The sequence below is a fragment of the Hoyosella altamirensis genome, from assembly GCF_014191505.1.
Lineage (GTDB): Bacteria > Actinomycetota > Actinomycetes > Mycobacteriales > Mycobacteriaceae > Hoyosella > Hoyosella altamirensis.
In genome coordinates this window covers 894,483-915,522 of the sequence record NZ_JACHWS010000002.1, presented here as the reverse complement: position 1 = coordinate 915,522, position 21,040 = coordinate 894,483, and the positions used below count along the sequence as shown (strand labels likewise).

General features: G+C 61.0%; 18 protein-coding genes and 1 pseudogene. 13 read left to right on the top strand and 6 right to left on the bottom strand.

The genetic code is table 11. The annotated features are described in order from the left end of the window. The first annotated feature begins 150 nt into the window (after positions 1–150). The 8 genes and pseudogenes from FHU29_RS13100 (at position 151) to FHU29_RS13065 (ending at position 8,920) form a co-directional block, all read left to right on the top strand. Positions 151–1,779 (top strand): sensor histidine kinase, encoded by a 1,629-nt coding sequence (locus tag FHU29_RS13100; RefSeq protein ID WP_064440053.1) that lies wholly within the window; start codon positions 151–153, stop codon positions 1,777–1,779. Beyond that, a pseudogene (locus FHU29_RS13095) lies at positions 1,776–2,454 on the top strand (response regulator). Before FHU29_RS13100 ends, FHU29_RS13095 begins: the two are co-directional and overlap by 4 nt. 90 nt (positions 2,455–2,544) lie before the next feature. After that, the gene (locus FHU29_RS13090; RefSeq protein ID WP_064440052.1) at positions 2,545–3,207 is read left to right on the top strand and encodes an NAD(P)H-binding protein; all 663 of its coding nucleotides are present in this window, start codon (positions 2,545–2,547) and stop codon (positions 3,205–3,207) included. A 117-nt stretch (positions 3,208–3,324) separates the two neighbouring features. After that, positions 3,325–4,245, top strand: a complete 921-nt coding sequence (locus FHU29_RS13085; RefSeq protein WP_064440051.1) for an LLM class F420-dependent oxidoreductase — start codon at positions 3,325–3,327, stop codon at positions 4,243–4,245. A gap of 92 nt (positions 4,246–4,337) precedes the next feature. Next, entirely contained in the window at positions 4,338–6,335 is a 1,998-nt protein-coding gene (locus tag FHU29_RS13080) for an SDR family oxidoreductase (RefSeq protein WP_064440108.1), read from the top strand. 8 nt (positions 6,336–6,343) lie between these two features. Then, positions 6,344–7,585: an alpha/beta hydrolase gene (locus tag FHU29_RS13075; RefSeq protein ID WP_083962273.1), complete on the top strand. Its 1,242-nt coding sequence runs from the start codon at positions 6,344–6,346 to the stop codon at positions 7,583–7,585. Positions 7,586–7,667: 82 nt separating this feature from the next. Continuing rightward, on the top strand, positions 7,668–8,021 hold the full coding sequence (locus FHU29_RS13070) for a PLD nuclease N-terminal domain-containing protein (RefSeq protein ID WP_064440050.1): 354 nt from the start codon (positions 7,668–7,670) through the stop codon (positions 8,019–8,021). Continuing rightward, positions 8,018–8,920, top strand: a complete 903-nt coding sequence (locus FHU29_RS13065; protein ID WP_064440049.1) for a LysR family transcriptional regulator — start codon at positions 8,018–8,020, stop codon at positions 8,918–8,920. The genes FHU29_RS13070 and FHU29_RS13065 overlap by 4 nt, the downstream gene beginning before the upstream one ends. Before the next feature lie 12 nt (positions 8,921–8,932). Here FHU29_RS13065 and FHU29_RS13060 read toward each other — a convergent pair whose 3' ends face one another. Beyond that, positions 8,933–9,691: an SDR family oxidoreductase gene (locus tag FHU29_RS13060; protein WP_064440048.1), complete on the bottom strand. Its 759-nt coding sequence runs from the start codon at positions 9,689–9,691 to the stop codon at positions 8,933–8,935. A gap of 161 nt (positions 9,692–9,852) precedes the next feature. Here FHU29_RS13060 and FHU29_RS13055 point away from each other — a divergent pair, with 161 nt between their 5' ends. Then, positions 9,853–10,815, top strand: coding sequence for a DUF1648 domain-containing protein (locus FHU29_RS13055; protein WP_064440047.1), 963 nt, complete (start codon positions 9,853–9,855; stop codon positions 10,813–10,815). A 56-nt stretch (positions 10,816–10,871) separates the two neighbouring features. Next, positions 10,872–11,951 carry a DNA alkylation repair protein gene (locus FHU29_RS13050; RefSeq protein WP_064440046.1) on the top strand — a complete coding sequence of 360 codons (1,080 nt, stop codon included), beginning with the start codon at positions 10,872–10,874 and terminating at the stop codon, positions 11,949–11,951. 106 nt (positions 11,952–12,057) lie between these two features. On the opposite strand, the gene FHU29_RS23710 is transcribed toward FHU29_RS13050, so the two are convergent. Next, positions 12,058–13,251, bottom strand: coding sequence for a PucR family transcriptional regulator (locus tag FHU29_RS23710; protein WP_064440045.1), 1,194 nt, complete (start codon positions 13,249–13,251; stop codon positions 12,058–12,060). A gap of 108 nt (positions 13,252–13,359) precedes the next feature. Between FHU29_RS23710 and FHU29_RS13040 the strand changes: the two genes are divergently transcribed. After that, positions 13,360–14,994 (top strand): AMP-binding protein, encoded by a 1,635-nt coding sequence (locus FHU29_RS13040; protein WP_183377556.1) that lies wholly within the window; start codon positions 13,360–13,362, stop codon positions 14,992–14,994. A 13-nt stretch (positions 14,995–15,007) separates the two neighbouring features. Further along, a complete protein-coding gene (locus FHU29_RS13035) occupies positions 15,008–16,348 on the top strand; it encodes a lipase family protein (protein WP_064440044.1) in 1,341 nt (446 codons plus the stop codon). 71 nt (positions 16,349–16,419) lie between these two features. On the opposite strand, the gene FHU29_RS13030 is transcribed toward FHU29_RS13035, so the two are convergent. Beyond that, positions 16,420–16,602, bottom strand: a complete 183-nt coding sequence (locus FHU29_RS13030) for a hypothetical protein (RefSeq protein ID WP_074390835.1) — start codon at positions 16,600–16,602, stop codon at positions 16,420–16,422. Positions 16,603–16,662: 60 nt separating this feature from the next. Next, complete coding sequence (locus tag FHU29_RS13025; RefSeq protein ID WP_083962270.1) at positions 16,663–17,193, bottom strand: mycothiol transferase; 531 nt, start codon at positions 17,191–17,193, stop codon at positions 16,663–16,665. Between the two features lie 140 nt (positions 17,194–17,333). On the opposite strand from FHU29_RS13025, the gene FHU29_RS13020 reads away from it, so the two are divergent. After that, the gene (locus FHU29_RS13020; RefSeq protein WP_064440043.1) at positions 17,334–17,801 is read left to right on the top strand and encodes an SRPBCC family protein; all 468 of its coding nucleotides are present in this window, start codon (positions 17,334–17,336) and stop codon (positions 17,799–17,801) included. On the opposite strand, the gene FHU29_RS13015 is transcribed toward FHU29_RS13020, so the two are convergent. Next, entirely contained in the window at positions 17,776–19,761 is a 1,986-nt protein-coding gene (locus FHU29_RS13015; RefSeq protein ID WP_064440042.1) for an aconitate hydratase, read from the bottom strand. The genes FHU29_RS13020 and FHU29_RS13015 overlap by 26 nt on opposite strands. Before the next feature lie 102 nt (positions 19,762–19,863). Then, positions 19,864–20,985, bottom strand: a complete 1,122-nt coding sequence (locus tag FHU29_RS13010; RefSeq protein WP_064440041.1) for an acyltransferase family protein — start codon at positions 20,983–20,985, stop codon at positions 19,864–19,866. Positions 20,986–21,040 lie beyond the last annotated feature (55 nt).

Genomic DNA, 21,040 nt, shown 5'->3' with positions numbered 1-21,040 from the left:
CTTGTGATGCGCTTCACATCGTCACGCCGTGAGCTGGGTCACGTGAATATTGTGTAAGTAGTTCGGACCACTGTTCGTAACGAACATTGTGGTCGTATTGTTCACGCGAGATGCTCGCCTGAGATGGCGGAAATGTGAGAGTCTCGGCTCGTGCGCCCCAGGCTTACGCTCGCCGGGCAGTTCCTCGCCCTCCAGTTGACGATCATCATGATCGTGCTCATCGTCGTGACCGGGGTAGCGCTGGCTCAGTTCGATGCGGCATTCCGGCAATCCGAGGGCCGCCGGATGAGCGCGATCGCCGAGACGGGCGCATCGACCGAAACGATTCGTATTGGAATCGCCGACCCTGCGCAGCGTGGGCTGCTGCCACCGGCGGGTGAGAGCCTCCGCACTTTGTCCGGCGCAGATTTCGTCATCATCGCCGACCCAGATCTTCGCATCTACGCATCGCCCGATCCGAGCGACCTCGAGCGCCGCTTTGAGGTCGGTCCGAGCCCGGTGTTAGACGGACGCGCATGGTCCGGCTCTATGGAGCACAACAACGTTGCTTACATCGCCGCGCATGTCCCCGTGATTGCTGACGGAGCTGTAATCGGCATCGTTGCGGCTGGCCGGGCCGTTCCCACGATCGGGCAGCGTCTGATCACCGCCGCACCAGGCATCCTTTCGTATCTCGCCATCGCGGGTCTCATTGGCTTCGCGGGCTCGTTGTTACTGTCACGCCGGGTCAAACGTCAGACTCTCGGGCTGGAACCGGATGCGATCACGCGGCTCGTCCGCCATCGCGAAGCAATGCTGCACGGTATCCGCGAAGGCGTGCTGGGCCTGGATGGTGCAGGACGAATCACGGTGGTCAGCGAATCTGCTCGCGAACTGTTGGGGCTGCCACCCGATGCCACCGGGCGCACGATCTCAGATCTCGGTCTCGACCCGGAGTTGCAGACCGCGCTCATCTCCGATGAACCCCAGGGGGAACAGGTCATTGCGGTACGTGATCGCGTGATCACGCTCAACCGGATGCCGCTGACGGAGGCGGGTGCCCCGGCCGGATCGGTCACGACGATGCGTGACCGGACGGATCTGCTCGCGCTGCAAAGCGAACTTGCGGTGTCGAAAACGACGACCGATGCTCTGCGCGCACAAGCACACGAGTTCAGTAACCAGCTTCACGTGATCTCGGGGCTGCTCGAACTTGGCGAGCACGACGAGGTTCAGAACTACGTCCGCAAGGTCGGCGGGACGCGTGCGCAACTCACAGATAGCGTGAAATTTCTGATCCAGGATCCCGCTGTGGCGGCGTTACTGATCGCGAAAACCAGCCTCGCAGCCGAGCAGGGCAGCACGCTCACCGTGTCTGATGAGTCGGCGCTCAGCCCGCTCCCCGACCGCCTTGTCGCTGATGTCGTCACTGTGGTCGGAAACCTCATCGACAACGCGCTCGACGCCCTGTCGCAACACAGCGGCCCCGGGCAGGTGGAAGTGACTCTCGCCGAACATGCCGGGGCCGTAAGTGTGCGGGTCCGCGACACGGGGCCGGGAATCCCGGAGGATCAGCACGCGAAGATTTTCGAACGCGGATACTCCACTAAGGATAGTCAGTCCCGCGCCCGTGGCTACGGGCTTGCGCTGACGCAAGTGATCTGCGCCCGGCGCGGTGGGTCCGTCACGGTCCGGTCCGGGGCAGAAGGTACGAGTTCCGCACCTTGGGGTGCAGAGTTCACCGCCCGCCTGCCGAGGACCCCGGCGGATGACTCCGGGTCGAGGAAGGAGAACCGGTGATCCGAGTTCTGGTCGTAGACGATGACTTCATGGTCGCGCGCGTGCACCGCGGCATGGTCGAACGAGTGCCTGGCTTCACCGTCGTGGGTGTCGCACACACGGGTACGGCCGCCCTGACGATGGTCGACGAACTCGCACCCGATCTTGTCCTGCTCGACGTGTACATGCCGGACCTGAGCGGGATCGATGTGCTTCGGCGACTACGCAGCAGCGACAACCCCGTCGATGTCCTGATCATCACGGCTGCTCGTGACGCTGAGACAATTCGCACCGCGCTGCGCGGCGGGGTGGCTCACTACATCATCAAACCGTTCGAATGGTCGACACTGCGAGAACGGTTGCTGCACTACCAGCAGCAGCGAAACGAGCTGCAACACATTTGATACCGCTGATATCGCCGACCAGTCCGACATCGACCGTGTCTTCGGTGCGCCTACGACGCCCGAGATAATGCCGAAAGGAATGAGCGTGCAGACTGCCGAGCTCGTTCGCGACGCCCTGCACAGCGCCGATGACGACCTGTCCGCGACGGAATGCGCGGCGAGCACGGGGCTTTCTCGAGTGAGCGCACGCCGGTACCTCGAGCATTTCGCGGAATCAGGCACAGCGGAAGTGCGGCTGAAGTACGGAACAGCGGGCCGTCCCGAACGCCGATACCACTGGATTGGGACGTAACACGCGGCGGTAGACAATGCCGATTTCCCGTTTTAGCGTTTCGCTAAATCTCCTAAGACGGTGTCACCGCACGACGGCTAGGGTGGGGTCATGCAGCGAGTCATCATTGCCGGCGGCCACGGTCAGATTGCCCTACACCTCACGCGCCTTCTCGATGAGCGAGGTGTGCAGGCAGTGGGGCTGATTCGCAATCCCGAACATGGTGCCGACGTTCGCGCCGCGGGCGGAGAGCCAGCAGCCATCGATCTCGAATCCGCCTCCGTCGAAGACGTCACCGCAGTTCTCAGCGGCGCCGATGCAACGGTTTTCGCTGCTGGTGCAGGACCGGGCAGTGGTGTGGCCCGCAAAGATACCGTCGACCGAGCAGCGGCCGTGCTTCTTGCTGACGCTGCTGAAGCGGCGGGGGTAAAGCGGTTCATCCAGATTTCGGCGTTCGGTGCGGGTGAGCCAATCCCCGACGACGCCGAGGAGGTGTGGGCCGCCTACTTGAAGGCGAAGTCCGCAGCCGAATCTGACCTTGTCCGGCGCGGTGATCTCGAGTGGACGATACTTCGGCCCGGGCGGCTGACCGACAACACAGCGACTGGGCTGGTCAACTTGGCGGAACCGACTATCCCAAAAGGGGACGTCACCCGCGAAGACGTCGCACTAGTGATCGCCGAACTGCTGCACGCACCGGGCACAGCGCACAAAGTGCTGATGCTCACCGAGGGCGAGACACCTTTCGGAGAGGCGGTCGAGCAGGTGAGCTAGCGTCGCGGCATTCGCGTAGTGTGCACATTCGTGCAAGAAGCGCGTCTCGGCACTGCGAGAACGTGCACACTACGTGCACTCGGTTGAGGATTTCGGCGCATATGGAACGCTATAGACATGCCGCTTGATTTTCGTATTTTCACTGAACCCCAGCAGGGCGCTACTTACGACGACCTCCTAGCGATCGCTAAAGCAACTGAAGACCTCGGTTTTGATGCCTTTTTCCGCTCCGATCACTACCTAAGTATGGGCAGCGCATCAGGACTGCCCGGCCCGACGGACGCCTGGACCACCCTCGCGGGGCTTGCTCGGGAGACGTCCCGTATCCGTTTGGGCACGCTCGTCACGTCGGCAACGTTCCGGCACCCAGGTGTCCTCGGGATCCAGGTTGCGCAGGTAGACCAGATGTCAGGTGGGCGCGTTGAGCTCGGCCTCGGGGCAGGCTGGTTCGAGGAAGAACACAAGGCCTACGGGATCCCTTTCCCAAGTAAGAGGTTTGGCCGCCTCGAGGAGCAGCTAGCCCTGATTACCGGCATGTGGGACACGCCCGCTGGCGAGACGTTCACCTTCAAGGGGGAGCATTACGAACTCATCGACTGTCCCGCGCTTCCTAAGCCTGCGCAGTCACAACTACCGGTGATCGTCGGCGGGAACGGACCGAAGCGAACACCGGCTCTTGCTGCCCAGTTTGGGCATGAATACAACGCGGCGTTCCCTGAAATCGACAGTATCCGGAGCCGGTTCACGGTAATTCGTGATGCGTGCGAGGAACTCGGACGCAGCCCTGACGACTTGGTGTACTCCGCTGCGCTAGTCGTGTGCGTGGGCCGGGACGAGGCGGAATTCCGTCGTCGCGCGGCGGCGATCGGGCGTGAGCCAGATGAGTTGCGCAAGCATGGCGTCGCTGGGACGCCCGCTGAGGCAGCGGAGGTTATCGGCCGGGCCGCCGAACAAGGCTGTGAACGCTTCTACCTGCAGGTTCTCGACCTTACCGATCTTGATCACCTCGATCTGATTGCGAAAGAGGTCATCGCCTAGCCCCGCAAACGCGGAAGCAGGTATTGCCGAGACACGATGTCTCACCTATGTTGGTACTCATCGGCTACGAGGCCGCACCAACGGAGGTTGCGATGCCTAACTACTTTGTTACCGGCGGCACCGGCTTCATCGGGAGACGCCTCATCCCTTTGCTGCTCCAGAGAACGGACGCGCACGTCCACGTTCTCGTCCGGGCGCAACCCGTTCAGAGACTTAACGAACTGAAGACACCGTGGCCAGACAGCTCGCGTGTCACGCCGGTCATCGGTGATCTCAGCAGCGACGCACTGGGCATCACCGACGCCCGGAAACTGCCCGAATACGACCATGTGTTCCACCTCGGCGCACTCTACGACGTGACGGCATCCGCTGAGCAGAACCACATAGCCAACGTCACCGGTACGAGCAACGTCATAGAGTTCGCGGCACGCAACGGCGCAAAGCTGCTGCACCATACTTCCTCGATAGCTGTTGCAGGCAACTATCGAGGAACCTTCCGGGAGTCCGATTTCGATCTCGGCCAGGATTTCCCTTCGCCCTACCACGCCACGAAGTACGAAGCAGAACGCTTGGTCCGAGAGCAGGGGAAGGTGCCCTACCGCGTTTACCGGCCGGGGGCCGTGGTCGGTGACTCGCAAACCGGAGAGATGGACAAGATCGATGGACCGTACTACCTGTTTCCCCTATTTTCCCGTCTCGCGCATTTTCCGTCGCAGCTACCTATCGCCGCCCCACGTGTGGGCGTGACGAGCATCGTGCCGGTCGACTATGTCGCTGCAGCAATCGACCATCTTGCGCACATGGACGCACCCTCCGGGACCACATATCACTTAGGCGCCCCGAAGCCGCAATCCACCACCGAGGTGTACAACGCGTTCGCGAAAGCTGCTGGTGCCCCCCGTATCAGAGTGAATGCGCCCCGGGCGGTCAGCCGCGCTGCCACCCGGATCTTGCAGGACTCCAGCAAACGCCTGGCCCGCGCGTCCCACAAGAAGTCACGCACATCAGGCGCGACGACGGCGGTGCTCACCGAGATCGGTCTACCCCCAGACCTGCTGCCGATCCTGTTCGGTGAAGTGCAGTTTGATACGACAGCCACTCAGCAACACCTCAGTGGAAGCGGCATCGTCGCGCCAGAACTCCGCACGTACGCGGACATTCTCTACCGCTACTGGGCAAACAACCTCGATCCGGACAGGGCCCGCAAACGATCGCACCGTGATCCGCTCAAGGGACGCACTGTCCTGATAACCGGTGCATCTTCCGGTATTGGCCGGGCAACAGCATTCCGGGCGGCGCGACGCGGCGCGCGCCTAATCCTCGTGGCCCGCCGCGCCGAAGAACTGAGCGAGCTATGCCGCGAGATCGCGGCGGCGGGCGGCGAGGCTACCGCCTATCCGTGCGACCTCACCGACAATGACGCCATCGACGACCTCGCCAAGCAAGTGCTGCACGACTTCGGGGCCGTCGATGTTCTGGTGAACAATGCAGGCAGATCGATCCGGCGTTCCGTTCAGTTGTCGACTGACCGTTTCCACGACTACGAACGCACCATGGCGCTCAATTACTTTGCAGCCGTGCGTCTCACGCTCGCGCTGCTTCCCGCCATGATCAACCAGCGTTACGGCCGCGTCATCAACGTATCCACACAGGGTCTGCAAGGGCACCCACCGCGCTACTCCGCATACTTGGCGTCAAAGGCTGCCCTCGAAGAATTCGGGCGCATCGCAGGCAGGGATCTGCTCGCCGACGGCGTGACCTTCACGTCCGTCCGGATGCCCCTGGTGGGAACCGAAATGATCGCTCCCAGCGAAGCTGCCAACCGCGGTATTCCGCGCCTTGCACCCGAACAAGCTGCGAGCCTAGTGATTCGGGCCTTGGAAAAGGGCGGGGACTCTGTAGGTGTGCCTGCGGGGTCCGTGTTGCACGCCGCGCAAGCCCTCGCGCCGCGCACGAGTTTGGTCCTCAGTCACCTCGGTTCATTTCAGGGCACACCCGAGACCGCCCCCGAGGCACGCGAACTACGACGGCATGACCCACTCGCAGCGGTCGCGGGAACGGTAACCCGGATGCTGTGGAGAGCCATATAGGAGAGACCGTGTTTCTTGGCGTACCAGTGCCCGCTATTTTGCTGCTGACGCTCGGGATCATCGCGTTGATCTTGGCTGTGAACTCGCGGTGGCCGCGGACACGCGGACGCATCATGTTCTTCAGCTGGCCACTCGCATGGTTCCTCACCGAGCTCGCTTTGCACTTCAGCGTGCTGTTGGTGCTCGTAGGTGCGGTTCTGATCTGGGCTGGCGCATTGGGTTCGGCGGTAGGCTGGGCCGGCGCGGTGACGCTACTCGCCGGTGTTGCGCTGATACTCGCACCCGGCGTCAAAGCGCTCACGACACCCATCACAGTGACTCCTCCCCTCCCGGGGCGTTTCATCGAAGAACGCCACCAGTACCCGCGTCTGCATGTGCTTCTTCCCCCGTTGGCATGGTGGCGGCGAGACGTGGAAAAACGAAACAACATCACGTACCACCGCATCGGAAATCTCGAACTCAAACTCGATGCCACCCTCCCCAAGAAGCCGTACCCCGGTAAGCGGCCCGCGATCATCAACGTGCACGGTGGCGGCTGGACGACCGGCTCGCGCAAGGAACAGGGCGTGCCCCTAATTGGGCATCTCGCCGCCAATGGGTGGGTTGGCTTCAACGTCGACTACCGGTTAAGTCCCCGCGCCACTTGGCCAGAGCACATCGTCGACGTCAAGCGCGCAATCCTGTATATCCGCGCACATGCAGCCGACTTCGGCATCGACCCGGGCTTCATCGCGATCACAGGGGGTTCGGCCGGTGGACATCTCAGCTCGCTGGCAGCCCTGACCGGCAACGACCCTGCACTACAACCGGGATTCGAGGACGCGGACACATCTGTCGCCGCGTGTGTGCCGTTCTACGGTGTCTACGATTTCGTCGACGACGAGCGTGTGCTGAGTCCAGGGGTGCGCTGGATCGTGCAGCGTATGGTGTTCAAACGCCGCCGAGGCGAGGATCCCGAGCCGTTTCGGCAGGCATCACCGCTGCATCGGATGACACGCGACGCTCCACCATTCTTCGTGATTCACGGAGTGAACGATTCACTCATCACGGTTGAAGAAGCGAGACGATTCGTTCGCAAACTGCAGGACGTCTCCGGCCAGCCGGCGTATTACACGGAACTTCCCGGCGGACAGCATGCTTTCGACATGATCCCCTCAGTACGCACTATCCGCGTCCTCGATTCAGTTCACCTGTTCCTGGACGTCTTGTGGCGGGAACACTGCACACAGAACCAGAAGCCTTCTTGCTGAGATGGACCCCGAACCCAGTTGCCGATTGTGTGAGCTCATGGTGTGATCATTTTGATCTCAGCGGGAATTCGGAGGAGAACCTGTGCCGTACCTGATGCTCATCGTCACCGCTGTATGGATCATTTGCCTCATCGACGTCATCACGACCGAGGAGCACCGCGTCCGCAATATGCCCAAGATCGCCTGGATCCTGCTGGTCGTTATTCTCCCCCTCGCTGGTGCCGTCGCGTGGGTGGTAGCGGGACGCCCGAATGATGGTTCCTCGCCGCGCCGGAAGGACCCATTCGGGTCGCGCTACCCGGAGTACGACCGTCCTGGGCGGCATATCGCGCAGAATACGGAAGCTGATGAGGAATTCTTGCGCCGCTGCCGTGAACGTGCCGAGGAACAGCGCCGCAAGGGCAGAGAAGACCAGCAGCGGAATGGCCAGGAATGACGCTGGACCTCCGACGGGTCGCCGCGTTCGTCGTCATCGCGGAAGAACTCAATGTGACACGAGCAGCCCAGCGCTTACACACCAGTCAGCAGGCGCTCAGCGCGTCGTTGAGCGAACTCGAACGGCAGCTCAAAGTCACACTGATCGACCGGTCGCCTCGCCAGCTGCTCCTGACTGAAGCTGGCAAACTTCTCTACACCGAAGCTAAACCGCTGCTGGCTGCAGCCGACGCGGTCGAGAGGCGGCTACGCGACGTCGCGGCAAATTCACCGCCTCAACTGCGTCTCGCGCACTCGCCCGCTATCACCACGGAAGAGGTGTATCGACTGCTCGACGGGTTCCGATCAGCGCATCCAGACACCACGATCATCGTGGAGCAGATTTACCCGCGAGAACTCGAAAGTAGTCTCACAAGTGGCCGCGCCGACGTTGCCCTGTTTCGAATAGCCCCTAGCCTCACCCCGGAGTCATCGGCCTTCGCTTCCGCGCCAGTGCGCTTCGACCGACTACGTATCGCTATGGCGGCCGGTCATCCACTCGCCCACCGAGAGAAGGTTCAGTTCAGCGACCTCCGAGATCAAGAGATTGTCATCTGGGCTCCGCCCGGCGCTTCCGGGTATACCGCTTTCCTGACGGCGCTGTGCAGGTCTGCGGGGTTCGAGCCGAGGGTGTCGATTTCACCGAATCAGGGGCTGCCGCCAGCTACGTCAGTCGCCGGGAATCAACGGGTCGCGTTTGTCACAGAAAGGCCTGGCCTCATGCTCGATGGAACAGTCCAGGTGGTGGAACTCGAGCCGCCCGCGTACGCACCGATCGAGGCTGTGTGGCTGCGCGCGGGGCTTTCTTCCTGGGCGAGGACCTTCCTCGACGACGTTCGCACATCAACCCCAGGCGAATGAATCGCGGACGGCCTAGCGAGTTGTGTAGCCACCGTTGGCGAACAGCGTCTGTCCCGTGATCCACCAGCCATCTGTAGCCAAGAATTTGATAATCGGAGCGATGTCGTCGATCTGTGTGAGCTGATTTCCCATCGCTTGCGACTTGTGGAAGCCGACCCGCTCCGGCGTCTCCTGACCGTAGAAGAACGGCGTATCCATTGGCCCTGGAGCGACGTTCGACACTGAGATCCCGCGGGGCGCGAGTTCTTTCGCGGCAGCCCGGCAGAAGTGTTCGACAGGCGCTTTGCCGCCCGCATACGTCGAGTACCCGTCGGTGAAGGCTGCCAGCAACGACGTGACCACTGTGATGATCGATCCATTGTCGTTGAGCTTCAGTCCAGCTTCTTTGATGAAGAAGAACGCCGACTTGGCGTTGATGTCGAACATCGAGTCGTACTCGTCCTCCGTGGTTTCGGCGATCGGTTTACGGAGTACCCGGCCTACCGTGTTCACCGCAATATCGATCCCGCCGAACTCTTCGATACCCCGATCGAAGAGAGCCGTGACGTTCCCCGGTCTCGTCAGGTCGCCGTCGACAACGAGTGCCTCCGCTCCCGCTGCCCGCACAAGTTCTGCTGTCTCTGCAGCGGCATCCTTCGTTTCCGAATTGTGGTGGTGGATCACCACTGCACGTGCCCCGTCTTCAGCGAATCCTGTGCTCAACAGACGCCCTAGATTCTTCGCCCCGCCGGCGATCAGCGCGACCTTGCCTGAAACAGATCTTGCAGTCATCACAATTCCTTTCCTCGCGGCATGCTTGCCGACTCCACGCTAAGAGCGGGCAGTGCGGACGGGAAACAGAAAGAATTGGTAGTGCTACCGGGATGTACTCGCAGATCCACGACTACATTCGGGATATACAACAAAAGTTTGTGGCACGACCAGGGGGCAGAATGCGTGCACGCCGTTTCGACCCGATTGGGTTTGCTGGCGGTCTACTGATACCCATTGGTGCGGCGGTGCTCATTCTCGTCCTGACGCGGGTATGGGAGCCGCGGCTGCCGGCGGAAGTCGCCCAGCACTGGAATGCGGCAGGCAGTCCCGATCGTTTTGGCGCGTTGTGGCCGGGCGCCTGGATGATGGCAGGGATCACTGCGCTGACCGGCGCGGCGTGTGGCGGCATTGCGGCGATGGGGCGTTCCCTTCTGGCCCTGCGGCAGATCATGCTCATCGTCGCGATAACTGTCACGGCCCTCCTCACAGGAATCTGGATTAGTTCCCTCGCCGTCCAGCTTGATCTCGCTGATCCTGCCGCTGCAGCACTGCCCCTGTGGCCTGCGGGCCTGTACACGCTGGCGGGCCTGGCGGTAGGCGTTCTATTTGCGCGCCAGTTGAAAGACGGCCGTGTACGAGTGCAGGCGAAAAGGCGGCCACCGTCCCAGCTGCCTCGACAGGCCGTGTTGCACATCCACGAGTCACTCACTGCCTCAACCAAACTCCAGGCGCTTATCGTTGTGCCCCTGGTGGGTCTCGGTATCGTGCTGTCAGTTGGGTCCGAGACTCTTTCGCCCCTTTTCATTTTCATACCGCTCAGCCTGCTCATCCTCCTTCTGCTGCGGAGCCAAGTCGACGTCGACGGATCGGGGATACGGGCCCGCATCGCGGGACTGACCGCGTTCGACATTCGCACCGAGGAAATCGTCAAAGCGGAAGTCAAACAGGTGTCACCGGCAGCGGAGTTTGGCGGCTACGGACTGCGCATTCGGGGGAAAGGCCAGTACGGCTTAGTTTTTCGCCGCGGCCCTGCGGTCGTTGTTACCACCGCTTCGGAACAGACATTCACCGTCACCGCTTCCCAAGCGACAGAGATGGCCGGGGTGCTAAACAGTGCCGCTGACGCTGGACGGGAGTACTGACAACGTTCGGCCCACCTATGAGCGACAAATCGTCCTAGATCGGGAAAGCTGTAGACGTGCCCACAGCGGATGAGATGCTCAGTTCAAATGCAGTCAAGCAACTTTCGGAATGCCTGCGAGGCGCTGGTGCTCGCGCAGCATCTGTCGATTCTGCATCAGGCGTGCTAGCGGACAAGAGTTTCAGCGAGCGCGTTGCGTTGGTGCGAGATGCGATCCTGGACGACCTCCCTGCTGATTTTCCGAGCTTTGAAACGGTGATCGAGTCAGCTTTGACCGATCCCGCGTTCAACGGCTGGATGATCATGCCTGTCACGGAGGCGGTAGCGGCGCGCGGGCTCCAAGAATTCGAGTCGGCGCTGAAACTCCTTGCCCAGCTGACCCCACGGTTGACGGCTGAGACCGCGGTCAGGCATTTTCTCAACGCTGATCTGTATCGTGCGCTCGGCGTTATCGTGACCTGGACCGAGCATGGCGACCCGCACGTGCGGCGCCTCGCTTCGGAAGGAACGCGCCCTAGGCTGCCGTGGGCAGCGCGAATCCCAGCGCTGATGGCTGATCCATCACCAGCGCTGCCGATCCTTGATGCGCTTTACCGCGATTCTTCGGAATATGTCCGTCGCTCTGTGGCGAATCACCTCAATGACATCAGCAAAGACCATCCGCAGGTCGCCGTGGAAACAGCCGCGCGGTGGCTGGCAGAACCGGATGGAAACACGCTGAAAACAGTTCGGCACGGGTTACGCTCGCGGATCAAGGCAGGTGACCTTGGTGCCCTGTCGCTGCTCGGCTTCTCGTCCGACGTCGAGATTGATGTCGTTGGACCTGCCGTGGACGAGGACGTCATTCATTTCGGCGAGGCGCTGGAGTTCAGCTTCACAATCACGAATCGTGGGAACTCCGATGCATCCATCGCGGTGGACTACATCATTCATCACGTAAAGGCCAACGGATCACGCTCACCAAAGGTCTTTAAACTGTCATCTCGCACTGTCGCACCGGGCGACATGTGGAGCGTGAGACGGCGGCACCCGATGCGGCCAATCTCCACGCGCCGATACTATCCCGGGGCTCATCTCCTTGAACTCCAGGTCAACGGGACTTCACGTGGATCGCAGGAGTTCACACTGGTGATGTGAGATGACTTCTGGGCCAGTGTGACCTGCTACCGCGGCGCCGTATGAGCAAAGTGCTTGGCCTGCTCGGACAGTGGTTGTGCATTTCAGTAACAACGTAGAGGGTCGGCTACTCCTGCAGCATTCGCAGTGCGATCAAGGCAGCATGCAGCGATGTCGCTTCGGCGAAGTTCAGTGGATTCAGGCCGGTCAGGGCATGGACTTTTGCCAATCGGTACGTGACGGAGTTGCGATGAACGTGCATTGCCCGGGCAGTTGCGAGCTGGTTGCAGTTCTTGTCGAAGAAGATCCGCAGCGTTTCCCCGAAAGTTGGATCGGCGTGAGAGAGCGGCTCCACGATCTCGGCAAGTGCAGGTATGTCCGGTCCTGCTGTTGCACTGAGGTATTCGATCGCCATTTGCGCGAGGTCGACCAGGAAATCCGCTCGTCGGAGCTTCTGCGCGGTTGCCGCAAGGCCGGCTGCCCTACGATACGCTCCGGGCACGTCGTGGGCAGTTGTGGATGGTGCGATGCCAGCCCAGCACTGAACTGAGGTATGCGCGCGCGCATGTTCGAGCTTCTCGCGGAAGCTGGCTACTGCGGAGGCGACGCTCTCGGAGGACCAGTGCACGACAACCCACCCGTTCAGATCGAGACGCAAATAGGTATTCGCCATAGCCTCAATCCGAGCTTTCAAGTCCCCCAGAGCCGATCCGGCGGTGGAGGAGCCGGCGATCTGAAACACCGCAATCGTGTAGTTCGCGCTCGGGCCGATGTCGAACAACCCCGTGGCTTCTCCCGAGCGCAGCAGCGCATCGGCAGCGGCTCGGTTCCGCTCACGCACATCCGATAGCGGGTCACCGGATCGGTGCGCTGCCTCAGTGGCGATGAGTGACACGACCTGGAAAATGTACTCGGCTACCTGCGGCATCAGTTCCGCCAGGGCGGCGCGATCAGAAGGACTGGATTCGGCCACTACACGACGCCACAAAGCCGCGGATACGGCCTGGTAGGCACCGGTGACCTCGCTGAGCGTGGCACCGCTGGCTAGACGGGTCATTGCCAGGTCGGTGATGGCACGCAGGTCGTGTGCCGTCGGAAGCTTCCCGGTTTCGAGGAACGTGACCAACGCATCCGCATTGAATGCGATCCCGTCGAAGAAGTCACTTACGACCAACTCGCTTGGCACACGCCGATAGGCCGGGCCGCCCTGGCTCGCATACCAATCGATTGCGGCTTTCAGTCGGCTACGCAATGTCGAGTTCGGCACGGCCGTCGCATTCGCTTCCATCAATGCACACTCCCAGTCGTTGTCGATTTGCACAACCGAGACTCCGCAAGTTTGTCGATTCGTCATTGTCGGAACGAACCGGCCTGATGTGTGATCAGTAGCACAGCAGCCGTTCACAAGGGAGTGCATACTTTGATCTCAATGCGCACGGTCGTCGAATCAGCCCGGCTTCGAGGACAACAGATTGCCGTGATGCAGCGCAGTGGAATCATCGACCTCAAACGTCCGCTGCGGGTACGGCAAAAATCCAGCGCACTAAAAACTCTCGGCCCAATTGCGAGTGGAATCACGACCGGCGCGCAATGGCATGGCGATCGAATCGCACTCGTGGACAGGGAGGGCGCCCTCACCTACGGGCAGCTTGATCTTCTTACCAACGGGATCGCACACCGATGGCGCGCTCTCGGACTCGATGAGACGTCGGTGATCGGGGTGATGTGCAGAGATCATCGAGGACTCGTGGAGGCGATGGTCGCAGCCGCGAAAGTCGGAGCCAGGCTGGTGCTCATGAACACTGGCTTCAGCTCTCGGCAGTTTGTTGATGTGGCGGTTCGTGAACGCGTATCGGCAGTGGTATCCGACGACGAGTTCACCGACATGGTCGCCGCACTTCCGCCGGATATCGCCAGGCTGAGCACTGCAATCCCCCATAGCCGAGGTTTCGAGAACAGCGACGCAGCCGTTTCCCGTCCTTCGAGACAGGGCCAATTCGTGCTCCTCACAGGAGGGACGACCGGGACTCCCAAAGGGGCTCCTCGCGAGGTCGCGTCCACATTCGCGTCTGCGCAGTTCCTCGACCGCGTCCCGCTTCGTAGCGCACAGACAGTGCTGCTGTGCGCACCACTGTTTCACGGAACTGCGTTGTCACAATTCATAATTGCCGTGAATCTTGGCTGCACGATCGTTCTTCACGGGCGCTTCAATGCCGCGCTCGCTTTAGAACAAATCGAATCCTACCGATGCGACGCAGTCGTGCTGGTACCGACGATGCTCCGACGCATGCTCGACTGCCCCGACATCAACCGTCGACGCACCGACAGTGTCTCAGTCATATTCACAGCCGGAGCTGCACTAGCGCCCAGCCTCGGAGATCGAGCTCTGGCCCACTTCGGACCCGTCGTCTACAACTACTACGGGTGCACCGAGACGGGAACCGCCACTATTGCTACGCCCGAGGATTGGATCGCGGCGCCGGGAACGGTCGGTCGACCACCGCTCGGTATCACAGTGGCACTGGTCGATACGGACGGCAAGATCGTAAACAGCCCCGGGCGCAAGGGCACCATCCACGTCGGTAACACGATCTCGTTCCAGGGGTACTCCTCGGGTGGGAGCAAGAGCGTTGCTCACGGACTGATGTCCACCGGTGATGTCGGGCATTGGGATTCGCAGGGACTGCTCTTCGTGGATGGACGCGACGACGACATGATCGTCTCGGGCGGCGAGAACGTGTTCCCGGGCGAAGTGGAGGCTGCCCTCTATGCGCATCCCGAAATCACGGAGGCCGCTGTCACGGGAGTGCCCGACGAGGAGTTCGGACAGCGTTTGTCGGCAGTGATTGTCCGGTCCAATCCAGACCTGGATGCTCGCGCTGTCCGCGATTATGTTCGCTCTGAACTGGCGCGATTCAAGGTTCCCCGCGACGTCGTGTTCGTGGACGAGATACCGCGAACCACCACCGGAAAAATTGATCGTCGGGCGATGGCCGCGCTCACCGCCGAAATTAGCTTAAGGACCGCAACCGGACCGCCGAAGGGTGGGTTCGGAAACAGATAGGAGATCCCTCGAAATGATCCGTACGAGTCGGTGGTGGGCAACGCGGACGGTGGCCCTGCTAACCGTCGTGGGTGTGGCGGCAGGTGGCGGGGTAGCCGCCGCCGACCCGGAGTTCCCTCCGTCATTCCCGCCCAGCCAGAATCAGCTGCCTCAGCTGCCCTCCGAACCAGAGCTCTACGACGTTCTCCCTATTCCGGTCCCTGACAAGGATCCGTGGTACGCCGACCCACCAAATATGGCGGATCTAGCTCCTGGCCAAATCGTACGAACACGGGAGGTCCAAACCCGGATACTGGGTGTACCGTTCCCCGTCCACACCCGGCAACTGTTGTTTCGCTCTTCCGACGTTCACGGTAATCCAATAGTGACTGCCACTTCGGTTATTGTTCCCGGCATTCCGTGGACCGGCAGTCCTCGTCCAGTTGTCTCGTTTCAGGAAGCCATTGATTCGACCGATTCGTCGTGCAACCCTTCGCATACTCTCCAGGTCGGCACGATGAAGGAAATGCCGCTATTAGCCGGTTGGCTAGCGCAGGGTTTCGCCATCAACGTTCCTGACTTCGGCGGAAAGTTCAATACTTTCAACACCTATGACGAGGGAAAGATGGTCCTCGACAGTCTCCGTGCGGTAAAGAATGACACCACGTTAGGGCTGTCGGATTCAGCAATAGCCTTGTACGGCTACTCGGGTGGCGGCTCTGGATCGATCCGCGCTGCCGAACTCCGGCAGAGCTACGCACCGGATGTGCATCTGAGTGGCACCGCCATCGGGGGCACCCCCGGAGATCTCGTGGCATTGTCAGAATTCGCCACGACAGCGCAGCCTGGACTAACTGGCACTGCTAACTTCACAATGTGGCTGGGGTTCGCGGCCCTTTCGCACCATTATCCGGATGCGTTCGACGCCAGTGAACTTCTGACTGTCGAGGGCCAGCAGATCGTGGCCGACCTGCAGAGCCGCTGCGTGTACACCGCAGCCCTTACCGGCGTGTACCGGCCGATCGACGAGTACTTCCAGCCGGGAAGGTCGCTCGCCTCCACCCCGGCCGTCTTGGAAGTTCTTCGGGCGAACAGCCTCGGCCAGCACATTCCGGACAGTCCCGTCCTGTGGTGGCACTCGGTATGGGATGAACTCGTTCCGCAATCCACGGTCCTGCCGACCGTGCAAAAGTACTGGGATAACGGCGCGGACTTGCGTTTCTACACCTCGCCAATACCGGAACACATCACGAACGCCGTCGCCGGATACCCGCCTGCATTGGTATGGATCAGCGAGATCCTGCGAGGGCTGCCACCGGGACCGAAGGTTAAGGAAGACTTCGCGCCACTTCCCCCTGGCTTCCCTGGCGCCTGAATTGCAAGACTCGTGATGCGTTTCTTGGGGAATCTACGATTCAGCTTAGAGAGGCAGATATCTTGTGATTGTCAACGACGGCCGAGCAGCCTGGACAGGAACGAACCCTGCTCCGGCAGCGGAGCCTTCCGAGTGACTCTGTGCCCATCGCACCGTTGCGCGGCAGGAACGTCGCGCATCACCTGATCGACGTGCATGCCGCACCCTGACCACGTCGTCTTTCCGCATTCGCCGCATTGCACTGGGTAGCACATGGCAAACCCTCCTCTGGTATTTTCTCGAAATAATACCCTAGGGGGTATGTCTCGCGCTAGCTAGCGAATGGCCGCACGCATCGCCATCCCTTTGACGTACGCTGCCTGCCCTAAGTGCTGCAGACAATCACCTTCGACGCTGACGATCCGCACGGCGGCGGTGACAGGAGGGTCCCAGCCCTCGTCGACGACCCGGTCCAGCTCGTCGGCGGTGAGAGTTTCGATGTAGCGCCGCGTTAGCTCGTGGACGTCCGCGTGATATTCCGCAAGTAGTTGCGGACCTGCGGTCACCTTGCCCACGTCGTCGCTGCTGTGGCCATAGCCGATGTCCGCGTCGTCGAACGGGAGGCCGAAACGTCCCGCCCAGCCGAGCTCGGTGTACGCCTGCGTCACCCCCGCTAACCCCGAAATGTGGTCATCTTGCACGCGTGCGAGATGCCACAACAACCAGGAAATCGAGTTGGCGCCAGGGTCAGGCCGGTAGACCGCAATGGAATCCGGCAGGTCCGCAGTGATGTCCTCGACGAGCTCGCGGATTCGCCCAAACGAATCGAGCAGGAGCATCTTGATCGGCGCGCTCTCAGCACTCATGATTATCCGCCTCTCTTAGCACATCTTGGATTTTCCCAATACTCATTAATACTCTTGTGTGCTAGGTGCTGAAACCATCGTCGCACTAGATTTGAGCTGCAGAGCAGATCCTGCCGCTTGGCGATCTATCAGGAGTCATCATGGGCGAAAGCACCTTCACGGTTAGCCGTTCCACCACGATCGGTGCTCCGCCGAGCACCGTCTACGAACTGCTGTCGAACTTCCACAACTGGCCGAACTGGTCACCGTGGGAGGAACTGGATCCCAACATGGAACGGGAATTTTCGGGCGCCGAGGCCGGAGAGGGCGCCGAGTACGCCTGGTCCGGCAACAAGAAAGCGGGCAAAGGCCGGATGAAGATCATCGAGGCCGTCACACCTTCCAAGGTCCGCATCGCGCTCTCCTTTGAGAAACCGTTCAAATCTGAGAACACGACCTCGTTCACCATCACCGGGCAAGGCAGCAATTCCGAAGTGAACTGGACGATGAAGGGGCCCAAGAGCATCTTCTCGCGCGTCATGGTGCTCTTCGGCGGAATGGACAAGATGATCGGAAAAGACTTCGAAAAAGGCCTTGCCAACCTCAAGCGTGAGGCGGAGCGTCTTTGAAGGCGAGTGAGGGAATGAGACCGCCTGCCACGACCCCTTTGACCTGGCGCGTCGACATACGGTGACGCACCGGGATATCGATACCCTTCGTCGCGTTGTGCACAGTTAGTTCCTTGCCGCTCTGCAGCGCGTCACGAACTCCGTCAATGACGATCACATCGTCAGCATCGATCTTCTCGTAATCTTCGGGATTCACGAATTCGAGTGGAACGATTCCGAAGTTGGCGAGATTCTGCCAGTGGATTCGGGCGAACGACTGCGCGATTACCGCGCGCAATCCCAGGTATCGCGGCGTGATTGCCGCGTGTTCGCGCGACGATCCTTGGCCGTAGTTGTCGCCACCGACAATGATGTGCCCCTCCTCCCCTGCGGTTTTTGCGGCCCGCTCGGGGTAAGTCTCATCCACCCGCGTGAACGTGAATTCGGCTAGCTTCGGAACATTCGAGCGGAACGGCAGAGCCTGCGCTCCTGCGGGTGAAATTTCGTCGGTCGACACGTTATCGCCCACTTTGAGCATCACCGGGGCTTCAAGCTTGTCTGGTAAGGCCGGGAAATCAGGCAGCGCGCTGATGTTCTTGCCCCGCACGGGCTCGATCTTCATCGCTTCCTCCTTCTCGGGAGGCGCGACCAGCATCGCGGTGTTGACTGCGGCGCGCTCGGGCAGTTTAAGTGTCGGATAATCAAGACCGACGTCTTTCGCCCACTCGCGAGGATCGGTGATTTTGCCCGTCAGCGCAGAAGCAGCCGCCGTTTCCGGAGAGCACAACCACACTGAATCTTCCTTTGTCCCGGAGCGTCCCGGGAAGTTCCGCGGAAATGTCCGCAACGAATTCCGGCCGACCGCCGGTGCTTGCCCCATCCCGATGCAACCCATGCAGCCGGACTGGTGAATTCGCGCGCCAGCGATCACGAGTTCCGCGGTGGCCCCCATGTTCGTGAGGTCCGTCAGGATTTCGCGCGAGGTCGGATTAACGTCGAAACTCACGGAGGAGTCGATCTGGCGCCCCGCGACCATCGCAGCCGCGATCGCGAAATCACGGAGACCGGGATTGGCGGACGAGCCGAGAACTACCTGACTCACTGGCTCACCTGCTACTTCGCGAACGGGAACGACGTTGTCAGGCGCGGACGGCTTCGCGATCAGCGGCTCGATCTCCGACAAGTCGATGTGTTCTTCGACGTCATACGTGGCGCCCTCGTCGGCAAGGAGCTCCTGGTAATCGCCTTCACGATCCTCCACGCGCAGAAATTCCAGCACCGCATCGTCCGCCGGGAAGACGGACGTGGTCGCACCAAGTTCTGCCCCCATGTTCGCGATGACATGGCGGTCCATAGCGGTGAGAGTCGCGAGGCCCGGCCCGTAGTATTCGATGATGCGGCCAAGCCCGCCCTTCACGCTGTGGCGGCGGAGCATTTCGAGAATGACGTCCTTCGCCGAACACCACGGCGGCAGCTCTCCCGTAACCTCGACCCCCCAGATTTCCGGCATGCGCAGGTAGAGCGGCTCCCCGGCAATCGCCAAAGCTACCTCGAGACCTCCGACACCGATCGCGAGCATCCCCAGCGAACCGGCGGCCGGGGTATGTGAATCAGAGCCCACGAGCGTCTTCCCCGGAATGCCGAACCGCTGCATATGAGTCGGGTGGGAAACACCGTTCCCCGCCTTTGAGAACCACAATCCGTAACGCTGGCTCGCGGTACGCAGAAACTCGTGGTCCTCCGCGTTCTTCTCGTCGGCCTGCAGTAGGTTGTGATCCACGTACTGCACGCTGACTTCGGTGCGGGCACGATCGAGTTTGAGCGCTTCGAGTTCCTGCATGACCAGCGTTCCAGTCGCATCCTGCGTCAGTGTCTGGTCGATGCGTAGCGTGATTTCCTCCCCGGGCGTCATCTCGCCCGAGAGAAGATGCTCAGCAATGAGCTTCTGCGCAACGTTGCGGGGTTGTGGGGCATCAGCCATCAGTGGCCTCCTCCAGGCGGCTCAGCGCCAACTGCTCAAGCGAAAACGGGCGACGCTTGTGGTGTACCCGACTGGAGGAGTTCTAATCGTGGTGGCGCGGCGCTACGAAGTCGTGAGTTGCGCACGCGGCTTCGCCGGAGCGATACCCCTAAGCCGCGGATGCAGTTCGAACAGAAAATCCATCCGCGCTAGGAGGATGAGCTTGTGCGCGGTCAGCGCGAGGATGATCACCGAGGCTGTGACGAGCAATGGAAGTACGGCCCCCACACCTGGGAGCGCGGTGAGGACCTCAACCTTCAGCAGCAGCGCCACGACGACCGCGATGAGAATGTCCATCATCACGTAGACCGGCAGTGTCCGGGTCCCGATGCTCTGGAATACATTGCCGACCATGGTGCCGACAAGCCAGGCCGCGACGAGAACTCCCAGCCCCAGGCCGATCGTCGTAACGAGCAGCCGCAGTTCGCGCGCCTCGAAAACATTGAGCTTGACGATCGGGAAGTACACGGCAGCGTAGGCGGCCAGCGCCGCCAGCACCGTCCAGCCCTTCGCGAGACGACTGAACGCAACGACAAGCTGCTTCGCGTGCAGCGCCAGAAGGAAGTAGACGAAATACATCGCCATGTTTCGCCATCCGAAACCGATGTCGGCGAAAAATCCGTACCGCCCGTACGCGGAGATCGACAAGGCAACGGCGAACCCGAACTGCACCGCCAGCGGGAACCGCGAGATCAGCTTCGCGACGATCGCGAAAACCGCGAGCCCGTAGATGAACCACAAGGCGCTGCTGGGCAGATAAAGGCCGCGAATTACCGCCTCGAATTTCGCGTAGCCCCCGTGGCGGACTTCCTCAGGCAGCAGGTTGTGGGCAACGAAGAACATCAGCAACCACACCGTGTACAGGTAAAAGAGGTGTGCGACGCGGCTGCGCATCATTTTCGCCCAGGTCATCGAGATCATGCCCTGCGCGAACAATCCTGATGCCGCGAAGAACAAGGGCATCCGGATTGGCTGCAGAAACGCGTTGATGTCGCGCCAGAACTCGGGCGTGAGGTCCTTCCGGACCAGCATGCCCACAGTGTGCAGCAGCACGACGAGGGTAATTGTCAGACCCTTAGCGAGGTCTACCCACTCAACTCGCGGCTTGACTCTCGGAGGTTCGGGAGCGTCCACGGCAACAGTCGGTAGCGGCAGAGAACTCTGCTGTGGCTGTGCCGACCGCATCGGATCAACTCCCTTTTTGTGCGCGATGAGTTAAGAATTCCCTTAGAAAGTTATG